The sequence below is a fragment of the Desulfovibrio faecalis genome (assembly GCF_053570625.1).
Genome location: NZ_JBRBQR010000001.1, coordinates 1,960,347 through 1,974,087, shown reverse-complemented (window position 1 = coordinate 1,974,087; position 13,741 = coordinate 1,960,347). Strand labels below are relative to the sequence as shown.

Sequence of the window (13,741 nt, the reverse complement as noted above, 5' to 3'; positions counted from 1 at the left end):
CATGGCCGCAGAGCAAAGGAAAGTTCTTGATGTTCCCATGAACATCAACGAGGAATATTATCAGATCAGCGGCGAAATCCTGTCGAGCTTTCCCAAGTTCCGGCCTCCGGTAGATCTGTTCAGGTTTCGTGAAGACATCGCGGTGCTGGCTCCATACTGCGTCAAGGGGAGCCGCCTGACCAGCGATCAGGTGGACGAAGTTGCGCAGTTGTGCGCGGAGGGCGACCTTTTTGTTTCCCGCTCCGACCACCACATTTATTCACGCCACATCGTCAAGCAGCTTGACCTTGTGTTGCAGGACAACAACCTCAAGGAAGCGGAAATCGCAGATATCTGCATCCGCGCCCTGCTTATGCGTTGCAGCGACTTTTTTGAGCAGCCTGTCAAAACGCTCTTTGAACCGCTGTACCGCGATGTTATGGTTGTTACTGAGTACTTGTGGAGCGACAAACACCACATCAACACATTCATGCGCCGTCTGTTTCGCAAAAACAATCTTGCACGGCATTCCATCAACAGCATGATTGTGGGCCTGTGGATATGGTTGCAGGGCACGGGTGAATTCCGCCGCAAAGATATGGATCGCATTGCAGTTGCCATGCTGCTGCACGATGTGGGCATGTGCAAGGTTCCCCCTTTCCTGCTCAGCAAGGCTGGCCCTCTGAAGCAGGAAGAAAGGGAAAAAATCATTCCCCATCCCATTGTGGGCGTTCGGTTGATGCAAAAGATGGAAGTGTCTTTTGACGAACTGCTGCGCGCCTGCTTTGAGCACCACGAGCGGCTTGACGGTTCGGGCTATCCCCAGCACACCAAGGGCAACCAGACCACCAAGGTCGGACGCCTTGCAGCGGTAGCCGACTCTTTTGCCGCCATGATTTGCGATCGGCCTTTTAGAAAGGGCAAGGATATTGTGCAGTCTGCCAAGGAGCTTGCCAACGACCCGCGCTATGATCAGGAAATGGCCAACGCGCTGTTCGGCGGTTTTGCCGCAGGCACCATCGGGCAAATGGTCGATATGGACGCAGTGGTGGATACACCGCAGCCGGAATAGATAACTCCAGGCGCAGGCCAGCAAGAGAACAAGAAAAATTCATTTGGTCGCAGATCCAACGCCCCAAGGGAGTTTGTCCTGCTGCCAGCAGATACATAAAAAGCCAGTTCAGAACGCATGGTTCTGAACTGGCTTTTTATGTGAGCTTCCACGACCCGCGCAGCGAGTCGGGCAATCACCCTGCCCGGCTCGGGCAGGCCTGCTTACATTTTGCCCGCTGCGGCAAAAAACACTTCTGGCTCACGCCGTTCACGGCACTTGCTTTCAAGCATGTCAACGATTTTGTCCACCTGCGGATTGTCAAAATACTTTGCCTGTTCCGGGCAGATTTTTACGCAGGCGCAACAGCGCAAACAGCCCTGCGCCACCTGCGCGGCATTGTCGGCATCAATCACGCGCACAGGGCACACTCTGGCGCACAAGCCGCACTGCGTACATGAATCAAGGGTCTGAGGCCGAATATCCGCCGCTGGGGGCAGCGCCTTGTAAGGGCGGTTGCCGGGCACAGCCACAGTTGCGCTTTTTCCGCTGGAGATGACGCTGGCTGCATTGCGGGCAAATTCCGCTATAGCGGCCATATCTTCTGCATCGGGCCTGCCAGTCCCTACCTTTGCCGTCATGCTGTGCTCTGCCACAAAGGCCCCTGCCGCAGGAACGGAAAACCCGTTGGCTACAAAAAGATCAACCGCTTCAAGCAGGGCGTCGTCATAGTGCCTGTTGCCATACACAGCAAGCGGAACCGCTCGCGCGCCATGCCCTGCCAACCTTGCCAGCGGCTCCATCAGCAATGGGGGAATACGCCCGGCATAGACCGGAAAGGCAAAAACCAGCACATCCTCCGCCCCAAGCGTGTGGGCTGCCGCCCGCCCTTCAGGAAACGTCCAGTCACAGTCAACGCCGCGCGCCAGCGGCATATGCGGCGTCAGTTCCTGCTCCAGAACACGGGCAGTCTCTTGCGCCATGCTGCGGCTGCTGCCAGTTGGGCTGAAAAAGACAGTATGAAGCCTTGGGGTCATGACAATATCCTTTGTTCATGAAAAAGCGGGCCGTTGATACAGCCCGCCTGAAGAGTGCATTCTCATACGGCCCAGGCCGCAAATGCCGTTACGCAAACAGACCTTACCAGGCTTTCTTGCTCTGCTCGTGCCCGACTATGCCGCCAGCCAGAGCGCCCACGCCCGCGCCAGCCAGAGCGCCCCAGGCAGCGGATCCACCGGCAATGGCGGCAACGCCAGCACCGCCAAGCGCGCCAAGGGCCGCGCCACTGGCAACACCCTGCTGGGTCTTGCTCATATTGGTGCAACCAATGCCGCTGACAAACAAGGCGGCCAGCAACGTGATTATCAACAAATTTTTCATATTTTCTCTCCTGAAAAAACCGCGTAGCGGATTTTGCTGTTACTTGGCGTTCAGGCGGGGTTCAATGATTTCGCGCCAGATCACGCTCATGACAGGGCGGTCAAGCTGCTGCGGATTTGCCGTGTACCACGCGTCCACCATCTTGGCGACTTCCGCGCGGTTCACACCCTTGAAGGCCTTCATCCAGCCCTTTTCAAAGGGTGAAAGCGTGTACACCGGGCGCTTGCCTTCCTTGGTCGCTTTTTCCGCGATTTTTCCGTTTACAAAATACTCAACGGTGATCGCTGTTTCCACACCGAAAAGAAAGGCGAGCTTTTCAGCTTCAGGCGTTTTTTGCCACGCGGCACCCGTAAACTGATCCACAGGGTTCGCCTTGGAATTTTCGGCCTCGGGCGTATTTTCGGCAGCGCGAACCGGAGCGAATGCCAGAACAAGTGCAAGGCTCAAGGCCAGACACAAAACCGACTTTTTCACGATATGCTCCTTGAGTTGAAGAACCCTCTGCAATACCGCTTGCGCGGCAGCCAGCCGCGTGGAGGGTATACACCAGCGGCAAGAATTTTCGGGGCATGGCCCTTAGCTTGTCTTGCAGTTTACCCAAAACACCACCGAGATATCAAGTACGAAAAGCCCGGCTGTCTTACACAGGCAGCCGGGCTTTCATTCACTGTGGCGCACGGTGCGCCTTTGTATCTTATATGCCTTGGTGGCAGGGCAATCTGCCCTACGCTCCTGCGGCCTCGCCTATAAGCTGACGGAAGCGGCCAAAGAGGTACTGTCCATCGCGGGGGCCAGCCGCCGCTTCGGGGTGGTACTGCACGCTCATGACAGGCAAGGTCTTGTGACGCAGCCCTTCAAGCGTATTGTCGTTCAGGTTGATATGCGTGGCTTCCACATCGTTCACGCCGTCCAGCACCACATGGAAACCGTGGTTCTGCGACGAAATTTCGATGCGTCCTGTGGTCAAATCCTTGACCGGGTGATTGCAGCCGTGGTGGCCGAACTTGAGCTTGTCGGTGGTGCCGCCAAGGGCGTGACCGATAAGCTGATGCCCTAGGCAGATGCCCGTGACCGGGAACGAACCCACAAGTTCGCGCACCAGAGCGATTTCGGCAGTCAGGGTGGCCGGGTCGCCGGGGCCGTTGGAAAGGAACACGCCCTTGGCCCCGCTGGCCTTGGCCTGCGCAGCGCTGAAGTTCGGCGGCACCGCCAGAGGCTCAAACCCAGCCTCGCACAGGCGGCGCAGAATGTTCCACTTGATGCCATAATCATACACAAGCAGGGGCAGGCCCGTTCCGCGCCAGACGTAGGCGCCGTCTGCGCCGAGAGCGACCTTTTGCGGCTGGTTTTCAAACCATGCGTAGGGTTCCTGCGCTGCCACAAAGGGCACGAGGTTACGACCCTTCATGGTGGGCTGGGCAAGCACTTTTTCCTTGAGGGCAGCGGGGTTCAGCTCCCTGGTGGAAATCATGCCGCGCATGGCCCCGTTGATGCGCAGGTGGCGCGTCAGGGCGCGGGTATCCAGCCCTTCCATGCCAGGCGTATCGAACTTCTGCAAAAAGGCGGGCAATGCCATGACAGACTGCCAGTTGGAGGGCTGCTTGCAGCATTCCTTTACCAGAAAGGCGCTGCAATGCACGCGGGCCGATTCCATATCAGCCTCGGAAATGCCGTAGTTGCCCACCAGCGGATAGGTCATGCAGACCATCTGCCCATAGTAAGAGGGGTCGGTGAGCACTTCCTGATAGCCAGTCATGCCCGTGGTGAAAATCACTTCACCGCCGGTTTCAAAGTCTCCGGTAAAGGATTTGCCTTCCAACGTGAATCCGTCTTCCAGCACCAGCAATGCTTTCATAACTTACCCCCGCGCTTCCCGCGCGTAGTATTCCTGCAAACTTTCCACATGGGTCTCTGCCCGCCGCGAACCGATGGCCGTGGCCGTGGCGCGCGCTGCGGCGATGGTGGTGCAGTAAGGAACCTTGTATGTCAGGGCCGCGTGGCGAATGGCCTTGGAGTCCCTGGCCGTATGCTTGCCCGAAGCCGTGTTGATGACCAGAGCCACCTCATGATTGATGAGCAGATCCACAATGTTGGGCCGCCCTTCGTAAACCTTGAGCACCTCTTCCACTTCAAGCCCGTGCTCACGCAGCACGGCAGCAGTGCCGCGCGTTGCCAGCAGGTGGAAGCCAAGCTTGGCAAACATATCCGCCACTTCGGGCAGATAGGGTTTGTCGCGGTCGTTGACCGACAGGAAAAGCTTGCCCCCCTGCGGCAGTACCTGACCAGCGCCCAGCTGGCTCTTGAGGAAGGCCTCGCCGAAGTTGGAACCCATGCCCATGACTTCGCCGGTAGAGTGCATTTCGGGTCCGAGAATCACGTCCACGCCGGGGAAGCGCTGGAAAGGCAGCACAGCTTCCTTGACGCAGGTGAATCCGCCCTTGCGCATGCTCCAGGGATCCAGTTCCTCAAGCGTTTTGCCCAGCATGACCTGGGTTGCCAGGTACGGCAGGGGAACGCCCGTGGCCTTGGACACAAAGGGTGCGGTGCGCGAAGCACGCGGGTTTACTTCCAGTATATAGATATCATCGCCCTTGATGGCAAACTGGATGTTCATCAGGCCCACGACCTTGAGTTCGCGGGCAAGGGCCTCGGCCTGAACCGCAATGCGGGCCACGTGGTCGTAAGAAAGCGAATACGAGGGCAGCACGCAGGCCGAGTCGCCGGAGTGGATGCCGGCTTCCTCGATGTGTTCCATGATGCCCGCCACGTACACTTCCTTGCCGTCCGAAAGGGCGTCCACGTCCACTTCCACCGCATGTTCAAGGAACTTGTCGATAAGAATGGGGTGTTCCGGCTTTTGCGGCACCTGAACATGGAAGTAATCTTTCAGTTCGGCGGCATCGTACACCACGGCCATGGCGCGGCCGCCGAGCACGTAGCTTGGCCGCACAACCACTGGGTAGGTGATGCGCTCGGCAACTTCAAGCGCGTCTTCAAGGCTCATGGCCGTACCGTTCGGCGGCTGGAGCAGCTCAAGCTTTTCAATGAGCGCCTGGAAGCGTTCGCGGTCTTCGGCGCGGTCAATGGCGTCCGGGCTGGTGCCAAGAATGGGCACGCCAGCGCGCATGAGCGGCACGGCAAGGTTCAGCGGGGTCTGGCCGCCGAACTGCACAATGACGCCCTCGGGCTTTTCCTTTTCCACAATATTCATCACGTCCTCGAAGGTCAGCGGCTCAAAATAGAGCCTGTCCGAGGTGTCGTAGTCTGTGGAAACGGTTTCGGGGTTGGAGTTCGCCATGATGGCCATCACGCCCGCATCGCGCAGGGCGAAGGAGGCGTGGCAGCAGCAGTAGTCAAACTCGATGCCCTGACCGATACGGTTGGGGCCGCCACCAAGAATGAGCACCTTGCGGCGGTCTTCCACCTTGATTTCTTCGCCCCGTTCGTAGGTGGAGTAGAAATAGGGGGTGTAGGCCTCAAATTCCGCCGCGCAGGTATCCACCAGATAGTAGGTGGGTTCCACGTGCATTTCCTTGCGCATGCGGCGTATGTCGGCCTCGGGCATCTTCCACATTTCCGCCAGCTGGCGGTCGGAGAAGCCGTATTCCTTGGCTTCGCGCAGCATGTCGGCAAGAGCGGCGTTGGCCGTGGTCATGTCGTTGGCAAGGCCAAAGTTGCTGATGCGCTTTTCCATCTCCACGATGTCGCGCACCTGGCGGATAAACCAGGGATCAATGGCGGAAACCGCAAAGATTTCTTCTTCGCTGATGCCAGCCACAATGGCCTGCCGCAGCGAAAAAATACGCTTGGAGTTGGGGCGGTGCAGGGATTCCAGAATGGTTTCGCGGTCGGGCAGCTCGGAGCGGAAGCTGTAGCCCAGGCCCGTTGCGCCGATTTCCATGGAGCGCAGGCCCTTCTGCAAGGCTTCCTTGAAGGTGCGGCCAATGCTCATGGCCTCGCCCACGCTCTTCATGGCGGTGGTGAGCTCGTCCTTGGCGCCGGGGAATTTTTCAAAGGTGAAGCGCGGGATTTTCACCACGCAGTAGTCGATGGCGGGCTCAAAACTCGCCACGGTCTCGCGGGTGATATCGTTGCGCAGCTCGTCAAGGGTGTAGCCCACGGCCAGCTTGGCGGCGATTTTGGCGATGGGGAAGCCCGTGGCCTTGGAGGCCAGCGCGGACGAACGCGACACGCGGGGGTTCATTTCGATAACCACAATCTCGCCGTTGGCCGGATTGAGGCCGAACTGCACGTTACTGCCGCCCGTTTCCACGCCGATTTCGCGCATGATGGCAATGGAGGCATCGCGCAGGTTCTGGTATTCGGCATCGGAGAGGGTCTGCACCGGGGCCACGGTGATGGAGTCGCCCGTGTGCACACCCATGGGATCAAAGTTTTCAATGGCGCAGATGATGACGCAGTTGTCCTTGGCGTCACGCATCACTTCCATTTCGATTTCTTTCCAGCCAAGCACGCTCTGCTCGATCATGACTTCAGAGGTGGGGCTGGCCGAAAGGCCGCTGGCGGCAATGGCTTCCAGGTCTTCCATGTTGTAGGCCACGCCGCCGCCGGTGCCGCCAAGCGTAAAGGCCGGGCGGATGATCAGCGGGAAGGGCAGCACGTTGCCGAGCTGGCGGGCTTCTTCAATGGTGCGGGCAATGCCGCTGGCGGGCATTTTAAGGCCGATCTTTTCCATGGCTTCGCGGAAAAGCTCGCGGCTTTCTGCCTTTTCAATCACGTCGGCGCGCGCGCCGATGAGCTCAACGCCGCATTCCGCCAAAACGCCGCTCTTGGCAAGCCCAAGAGCGGCGTTCAAAGCCGTCTGACCGCCAAGCGTAGGCAAGAGCGCATCGGGGCGTTCTTTTCGGATGATTGCGGCAAGGGTCTCCTGCTCGATGGGTTCCACATAGGTGGCGTCAGCCATATGCGGATCGGTCATGATGGTAGCCGGATTGGAATTGACCAGCACCACCTCGTACCCTTCTTCCTTGAGGGCCTTCACGGCCTGGGAACCGGAGTAGTCAAACTCGCAGCCCTGGCCGATGATGATGGGGCCCGCGCCGATGACAAGAATTTTGTGTAAATCCGAACGCTTGGGCATTGAACTTTCCTGCGGATTTTGGAGATCAGAGGTAATGACGCGGCACAGGCGCGCCGATTTGCATAAAACGATTGTTTTTATTCCACAGCTGGTATAAAAGTCAAGTTTTTCCTTCGGCCAAATGAATACACACCCTTGCAGGCATGCCGCCGCGCGCCCGCCAAGCCTGAATCAGAGGGTTTTACCCTGCCCGGCCGGCATGCCGTGGGCACAAAGCCCTTGCCTCGCAGTTTTTTTTGCGCAATAATTTTTCCTTTGAATCCACAAGGGGAGCACCACATGCAGAATGTAAAAAAAGTCGTCCTCGCCTATTCGGGCGGGCTTGATACTTCCGTTATCCTTAAATGGCTCATTGAGACCTACAAGTGTGAGGTCATTGCAGTTACCGCCGATCTGGGCCAGCCCGAAGACCTCACGGGCGTGGAAGAAAAAGCGCTCAAGACCGGCGCTTCCAAGGCCTACGTGCTTGATCTGCGCGAAGAAATGGCCAAGGACTTTGTATTCCCCATGATGCGCGGCGCTGCCCGCTACGAAAACCGCTATCTGCTGGGCACCTCCATCGCCCGCCCGCTCATCGCCAAGGCCCTTGTGGACATCGCCCGCAAGGAAGGCGCGGACGCCGTGGCCCACGGCGCTACCGGCAAGGGCAACGATCAGGTGCGTTTTGAATTTGCCGTCAGCGCTCTTGCGCCCGACCTCAAGGTCATCGCCCCCTGGCGCGAATGGGATCTCATGTCGCGCACGGCCCTCACGGCCTTTGCCGCAAAGCACGGCATCCATATCTCCAGCGAAGCCAAGCGCTACAGCATGGACGCCAACATGATGCACACGAGCTTTGAAGGCAGCGAGCTGGAAAATCCCGGCAGCGCGCCCGATGCCTCGTGCCATCAGCGCTGCGTGCCCGTGGAAGAAGCGCCCGACACCCCCGAGATCATCAGCGTGGATTTCGAGCAGGGCAACCCTGTGGCCGTCAACGGTCAGCGCCTCTCCCCCGCCGCCATCATCAAGACCCTCAGCGAAATGGCCGGACGTAACGGCATTGGTCGCGACGACATGGTCGAAAACCGCTTTGTGGGCATGAAGTGCCGTGGCGTGTACGAAAACCCCGCAGGCACCCTGCTGTTTGCCCTGCACCGCGACCTTGAAGGCATCTGCATGGACCGCGAACTGCTCGGCATCCGCGACATGCTGGCCGTGCGCTACTCGCAGTGCGTGTACAATGGCTTCTGGTATTCGCCCGAACGCGAAACCATGCAGGCCTTTATGGACAAGTCGCAGGAATGCGTCACCGGCACCGTGCGCGCCAAACTCTACAAGGGCGGCGTGTGGCCCCTGGCCCGCACCTCCCCCAACTCGCTCTTCTCCGAAGATCTGGCCACCTTTGAAGGCGGCAACTACGATCACAAGGATGCCGCTGGCTTTATCCGCCTCAACAGCCTGCGCCTGCGCCTGCACGCCGCAGTGCAGAGCAAGCTCGGCAAGTAGACTGAAACACCCCGCATGCCAGCGTATTCGCAAGGCTGCATGCGGGGGTGTTGAATATCGGGCGCTTTCTCCGGAGCCTGCGCCATCCCGGGCTCGGCCATTGGCGGCATTGCCGCATATTTTGCAGAGATTTGACGGGACAGGTTCCGGGGGAAGCGGCGTTCGCCACGAGCAACGCGGCTTCCCCCGATTCATTTTTTACAGAAAACGGACAGACCATGAAGACCAACCAGAGCTGGGGCGGCCGCTTTGCCGAAGGCCCCAAGGAAGCCGTGGCCCAGTATACGGATTCACAATCCTACGACAGGGCGCTCTACGCCCAGGATATCCGCGCGTCACAGGCGCATGCCCGCATGCTGGGCCGTCAGGGCGTCATCAGCCAGAACGAGGCGCGGATTCTGGTCAACGGTCTGGACCGTGTGCGCGAAGAAATAGAAGCCGGCAACTTTGTGTGGAAGCCCGAGCTGGAAGACGTGCACATGAATATTGAAGCGCGCCTCACCGAGCTTGTGGGAGATGTGGGCAAAAAACTGCACACGGGCCGCAGCCGCAACGATCAGGTTGGCCTGACATTCCGCCTCTTTGTGGCCGACCGCCTCGAAACCTGGCGTCAGCGCGCGGCCCTGCTGTGCTCCGTGCTGGCCGACAAGGCCGCTGCGCACAAGACGGACATCCTGCCAGGCTGCACCCATCTGCAACCGGCCCAGCCCGTAAGCCTTGCCCACCACCTGCTGGCCTATGCCTGGATGTTCCGCCGCGACGCCATGCGGCTCGAAGACACCCTCGAACGCGTGCGCATTTCCCCCCTTGGCGCGGCTGCTCTGGCTGGAACAACCTACCCTCTCGACCCGCAGAGCGTGGCGGACGAAGTGGGTTTTGCAGAAATTTACGGCAACTCCATGGACGCCGTTTCTGACCGCGATTTTGTGCTTGAAGCCCTTTTTGACGGCTCGACCATCATGATGCACCTCTCGCGCCTGTGCGAAGAGATCATCCTCTGGGCCAACCCCGCCTTTGGTTTTGTGCGCCTTTCTGACGGCTATTCCACTGGCTCGTCCATCATGCCGCAAAAGAAAAACCCTGACGTTGCCGAACTCATGCGCGGCAAGACCGGGCGCGTCTACGGGGCCCTGACGGGCCTGCTCACGGTCATGAAGGGTCTGCCCCTGGCCTACAACCGCGACATGCAGGAAGACAAGGAAGGTTTCCTTGACGCCGACCGCACCGTTGAAGCCTCGCTGCGCCTCATGGCGGGCATGCTGGAAGAACTGACCTTCCGCACTGACCGCATGCGCGAGGCCTGCAAGGCTGGCTTCCTCAACGCCACCGAACTGGCGGACTACCTCGTGGGCAAGGGTATTCCCTTCCGCGAGGCGCACCACATCACAGGCCAGGCCGTGGCTATGGCCGAGAAGGCTGGCAAAGGCCTTGAAGACCTCAGCCTTAGCGAACTCCAGAGCCTTGAACCGCGCATTGAGGACTCGGTTTTTGCCATTCTGGAATATGCCGCAGCCGTGAGCCGCCGCGAAACCCCCGGCGGCACCGGGCCCCGCTCTGTGGAAACACAGCTTGAACAGATCCACCAGTGGCTTGGGCAGAATCTGGGCGAGGAAAACTGAGCACGGAGCCGAACGCCATGTCCATTTTTGATATCGAAAACCGACAAGATATGGGGGCGGAAGCCCCCTCAGCCGTGAGCTGGCCCCAGTGGGCCGAAGACGCGCGGCTGGACGACGACCTCGCCGCAACGGCCTATGAGGCCACGCCTGCTCCCCTGCGCGCCGCTGTCAAGACAGGGCTGGCTCTGGCCCACATGCACTTTGGCGAGTCCACCACCAGCCAGCGTAACGAGGTGCGCAACGCGCATCTGGGCTTCTGGCGGCGTTCCATCGCGCACCCCGCGCCCTGGGCGGTCATTGCCTTTACGCCCGCATACGCCGCTGCGGCCCGTCTTGCCGCAGCCTGCATGCCCGCCCTGCTTGGCGGCGTGCCCCTTGTGGGGGCCGTGTGCGTGGGCGGCGCGCCCGGCAGGAATGCTCTGGTCACGTTGGAGCTGGCAGGCGTGGAAGATATTTTTGTCATGGACAGCGCAAACCTCTGCACCCTGCTGGAAGAAACCCAGCCAGGGCCGGGGCGGCTGGTGCTGCTGCACAGGGGCGAGCTTGACGGCGTGGCCGGAGCCGCACGGGCGCTGGAACTGCCCTGCTACGAGGAACGGCGTTCGCCCATCCTGTGCCTGCCCAAGCCCGAAGCCTTTGACCTTGAAGCGCTGGCCTTTGCGCAGGCCGAGGCTCTGGAAACTGCGCTCGACACCTCCTTGCGCCTCACCCCTGACGCCACCTACCTTGCACCCGTGGCAGCCCTTGGGCATTGCCGCGAGCGCCGCACCGGGCCATTCCCCTATAGTGGCGCGCCCGCGCTCACGCCGGGCTGCGAGGGCTTCTGGCTGCACCCCGGCCTCACGCCCGATTTCTTCCGCGTGCAGCGGCAGGCATTCGGGCTGCTGTAATCCGGCTCTATGCAACATTTGCGCGGCGCACAGTTCATCAGCCGCCCTCAATTGATTCTTCGCATAAAGGCTCTTTGCAAGCTGGCTGCCCAGCCTCCCCGCACAGCATGGGGATGCTGCGGCGGCCAGCCTTGCCCTGCGCCTGAAAAAGCCGTAATCATTCAGAAACACCTCTCCTTGGGAGCAAAGCCATGCCCAGCATCAAGCATATCCGCAACATAGGCATTATTGCCCATATCGACGCGGGCAAGACCACGCTTTCCGAGCGCATGCTGTTCTACAGCCGCAAAATCCACCGCATGGGCGAGGTGCACAACGGCTCGGCCACCATGGACTACATGCCGGAGGAGCAGGAACGCGGCATCACCATCATGTCTGCCTGCACCACCTGCCAGTGGGGCGAAAATACCATCAACCTCATCGACACGCCCGGTCATGTGGACTTTACCATTGAGGTGGAGCGCGCCCTGCGCGTGCTGGACGGGGCCGTGGGCGTGTTCTGCGCCGTGGGCGGGGTTGAGCCGCAGTCGGAAACCGTGTGGCGGCAGTCGGAAGATTTCAACGTTCCCAAGATCGCCTTTATCAACAAGATAGACCGGCTGGGCGCGGATTTTGAGGCCGTACTCGAGGCCATGCGCCAGCGCCTGCAAACCAACGCCGTTGCCGTGACCATCCCCCTTGGGCAGGGCGAGGATTTCCGCGCCGTGCTTGACCTTGTGAACGAGCAAAGCCTGACGTTTGATCCGGCGGATCAGGGCCAGACCATGCACCGCGCGCCCTTCACCGAAGAAGAAGCCGCCATCGCCGCCCCCTGGCGCGAAATTCTGCTGGAAAAGCTTGGCGAAGCCGACGACGCCTTTGTGGAACCCTATCTTGAAGGCACCTTCACCCTGGCCGACATCAACGCGGCCCTGCGGCGCGCCACGCTGGCCCGCACGCTCACACCCGTTTTCTGCGGCTCTGCCCTGCGCAACATGGGTGTACAGCCCGTACTTGATGCCGTGTGCGCCCTGCTGCCCTCGCCCGCCGATGTCCCGGCCCCGGTGGGGCATGATGCCGATGGTCGGGAAATCATTGTGGAAGCAACGCCCGATGCCCCTGCTGCGGCGCTGGTTTTTAAAGTGCTCATGGAAAATGGCCGCAAGCTGGCCTTTGTACGCATGTACGCGGGCCGCATCCGCGAGGGCGAAAGCCTGCGCAATACCGCCAGCGGCAAGGATGACCGCCTGGGCCGCATCTACCGCCCCCATGCCGACAGGCGGGAACAGGTGGAAAGCGCCGAAGCGGGCGAAATCGTGGTCGTGGTGGGCCTGCGCGGGCATACGGGCGAAACCTATACTGCCCGGGAGCGGCAGCTTGCGCTGGAAAGCATAGATGCCTACGCGCCCGTCATCACCCTTGCGCTGGAACCCCGCAATGCGGACGAAGGCAAGATTCTGGACGAAGCGCTGGCGCGCTATACGGAAGAAGACCCCACCCTGCTGGCGCGGCTGGATGACGACACAGGCTCCCGCATGGTTTCCGGCATGGGCGAGCTGCATCTGGACGTTCTGCTGGAGCGCATGCAGCGCGAATACGGCATCAGCCCCCGCGCGGGCAATCCGCAGGTTGTGCTGCGCGAAACAGTGCGCAAGGAGGGCGAGGCGGCTTCTGTTTTTGACCGCGAAATGGGCAAGGAGCGCCATCAGGGTTCTGCGGCCCTGCGCGTTGCGCCCCGCACCCGAGGCACGGGCAACGTGGTTGAAGTGGGCGACTTTTTACCGCAGGATGCCGCCGAAGCCCGCAAAATTCTGCCCAGGGTCTATCTGGACGCTGCCCTTGAAGGTGTGCGCGATGCCCTGCAATGCGGTGATCTGACAGGCTACCCCATTGAAGATGTGGCAGTGACTCTTACCGCAGTGGGCAGGCAGGAAGGCCTGACAACGGTTCCCGGTTGCCGCATGGCCGCCGGGCAAGCCCTGCGCGAGGCGCTGGCGGCGGCAACTCCCGTGGTACTTGAGCCTGTGATGCGCGTGGAAATTACCGTGCCGGAAGACTTCCTCGGCGCGTCCATCACATTGTTCACCACCTGCGGCGGCAAGGTTGAGGACATGGAAGACCACGGCGGGCGCAAAACCCTGCGTGGCACCGCCCCCCTGCGCCGCCTGTTCGGCTTTTCCACCGCCCTGCGCTCGGCCACACAGGGCCGCGCCGGGCTGGTAATGACCTTTGACCGCTTTGACCTGCCCTGAGGAAC

At 60.4% G+C, this 13,741-nt stretch carries 10 protein-coding genes; 5 read left to right on the top strand and 5 right to left on the bottom strand.

Annotated features, from left to right (window positions below; translation table 11 throughout):
* Nucleotide 1: 1 nt before the first annotated feature.
* Entirely contained in the window at nt 2-1,051 is a 1,050-nt protein-coding gene (locus ACUZ79_RS08775) for an HD-GYP domain-containing protein (protein ID WP_240824489.1), read from the top strand.
* Between the two features lie 203 nt (nt 1,052-1,254).
* On the opposite strand, the gene ACUZ79_RS08770 is transcribed toward ACUZ79_RS08775, so the two are convergent.
* The 5 genes from ACUZ79_RS08770 to carB all read right to left on the bottom strand — a co-directional run bounded on the left by ACUZ79_RS08770 (nt 1,255) and on the right by carB (nt 7,511).
* Nucleotides 1,255-2,067 (bottom strand): 4Fe-4S binding protein, encoded by an 813-nt coding sequence (locus tag ACUZ79_RS08770; RefSeq protein WP_449251348.1) that lies wholly within the window; start codon nt 2,065-2,067, stop codon nt 1,255-1,257.
* A gap of 103 nt (nt 2,068-2,170) precedes the next feature.
* Nucleotides 2,171-2,410 carry a glycine zipper domain-containing protein gene (locus ACUZ79_RS08765; protein ID WP_240824491.1) on the bottom strand — a complete coding sequence of 80 codons (240 nt, stop codon included), beginning with the start codon at nt 2,408-2,410 and terminating at the stop codon, nt 2,171-2,173.
* A gap of 39 nt (nt 2,411-2,449) precedes the next feature.
* Complete coding sequence (locus tag ACUZ79_RS08760) at nt 2,450-2,884, bottom strand: hypothetical protein (RefSeq protein ID WP_022659315.1); 435 nt, start codon at nt 2,882-2,884, stop codon at nt 2,450-2,452.
* A gap of 250 nt (nt 2,885-3,134) precedes the next feature.
* Nucleotides 3,135-4,265, bottom strand: a complete 1,131-nt coding sequence (carA, locus tag ACUZ79_RS08755) for a glutamine-hydrolyzing carbamoyl-phosphate synthase small subunit (RefSeq protein ID WP_449251347.1) — start codon at nt 4,263-4,265, stop codon at nt 3,135-3,137.
* Between the two features lie 3 nt (nt 4,266-4,268).
* Nucleotides 4,269-7,511, bottom strand: coding sequence for a carbamoyl-phosphate synthase large subunit (carB, locus tag ACUZ79_RS08750; RefSeq protein ID WP_240824493.1), 3,243 nt, complete (start codon nt 7,509-7,511; stop codon nt 4,269-4,271).
* Nucleotides 7,512-7,790: 279 nt separating this feature from the next.
* On the opposite strand from carB, the gene ACUZ79_RS08745 reads away from it, so the two are divergent.
* The 4 genes from ACUZ79_RS08745 (at nt 7,791) to fusA (ending at nt 13,736) form a co-directional block, all read left to right on the top strand.
* Nucleotides 7,791-8,996: an argininosuccinate synthase gene (locus ACUZ79_RS08745; RefSeq protein WP_192111948.1), complete on the top strand. Its 1,206-nt coding sequence runs from the start codon at nt 7,791-7,793 to the stop codon at nt 8,994-8,996.
* Nucleotides 8,997-9,214: 218 nt separating this feature from the next.
* Nucleotides 9,215-10,615, top strand: a complete 1,401-nt coding sequence (gene argH, locus ACUZ79_RS08740; RefSeq protein ID WP_449251346.1) for an argininosuccinate lyase — start codon at nt 9,215-9,217, stop codon at nt 10,613-10,615.
* Between the two features lie 17 nt (nt 10,616-10,632).
* Nucleotides 10,633-11,505 (top strand): hypothetical protein, encoded by an 873-nt coding sequence (locus tag ACUZ79_RS08735; RefSeq protein ID WP_449251345.1) that lies wholly within the window; start codon nt 10,633-10,635, stop codon nt 11,503-11,505.
* A gap of 191 nt (nt 11,506-11,696) precedes the next feature.
* A complete protein-coding gene (gene fusA / locus ACUZ79_RS08730; RefSeq protein ID WP_449251344.1) occupies nt 11,697-13,736 on the top strand; it encodes an elongation factor G in 2,040 nt (679 codons plus the stop codon).
* Nucleotides 13,737-13,741: the final 5 nt, after the last annotated feature.

Excerpts from the sequence above, each read along its gene's own strand:
- ACUZ79_RS08775 (WP_240824489.1), top strand. The coding sequence starts at position 2 with ATGGCCGCAGAGCAAAGGAAAGTTCTTGATGTTCCCATGAACATCAAC.
- argH (WP_449251346.1), top strand. The coding sequence starts at position 9,215 with ATGAAGACCAACCAGAGCTGGGGCGGCCGCTTTGCCGAAGGCCCCAAG.
- carB (WP_240824493.1), bottom strand. The coding sequence starts at position 7,511 with ATGCCCAAGCGTTCGGATTTACACAAAATTCTTGTCATCGGCGCGGGC.
- ACUZ79_RS08735 (WP_449251345.1), top strand. The coding sequence starts at position 10,633 with ATGTCCATTTTTGATATCGAAAACCGACAAGATATGGGGGCGGAAGCC.
- carA (WP_449251347.1), bottom strand. The coding sequence starts at position 4,265 with ATGAAAGCATTGCTGGTGCTGGAAGACGGATTCACGTTGGAAGGCAAA.
- ACUZ79_RS08765 (WP_240824491.1), bottom strand. The coding sequence starts at position 2,410 with ATGAAAAATTTGTTGATAATCACGTTGCTGGCCGCCTTGTTTGTCAGC.
- ACUZ79_RS08745 (WP_192111948.1), top strand. The coding sequence starts at position 7,791 with ATGCAGAATGTAAAAAAAGTCGTCCTCGCCTATTCGGGCGGGCTTGAT.
- ACUZ79_RS08770 (WP_449251348.1), bottom strand. The coding sequence starts at position 2,067 with ATGACCCCAAGGCTTCATACTGTCTTTTTCAGCCCAACTGGCAGCAGC.
- fusA (WP_449251344.1), top strand. The coding sequence starts at position 11,697 with ATGCCCAGCATCAAGCATATCCGCAACATAGGCATTATTGCCCATATC.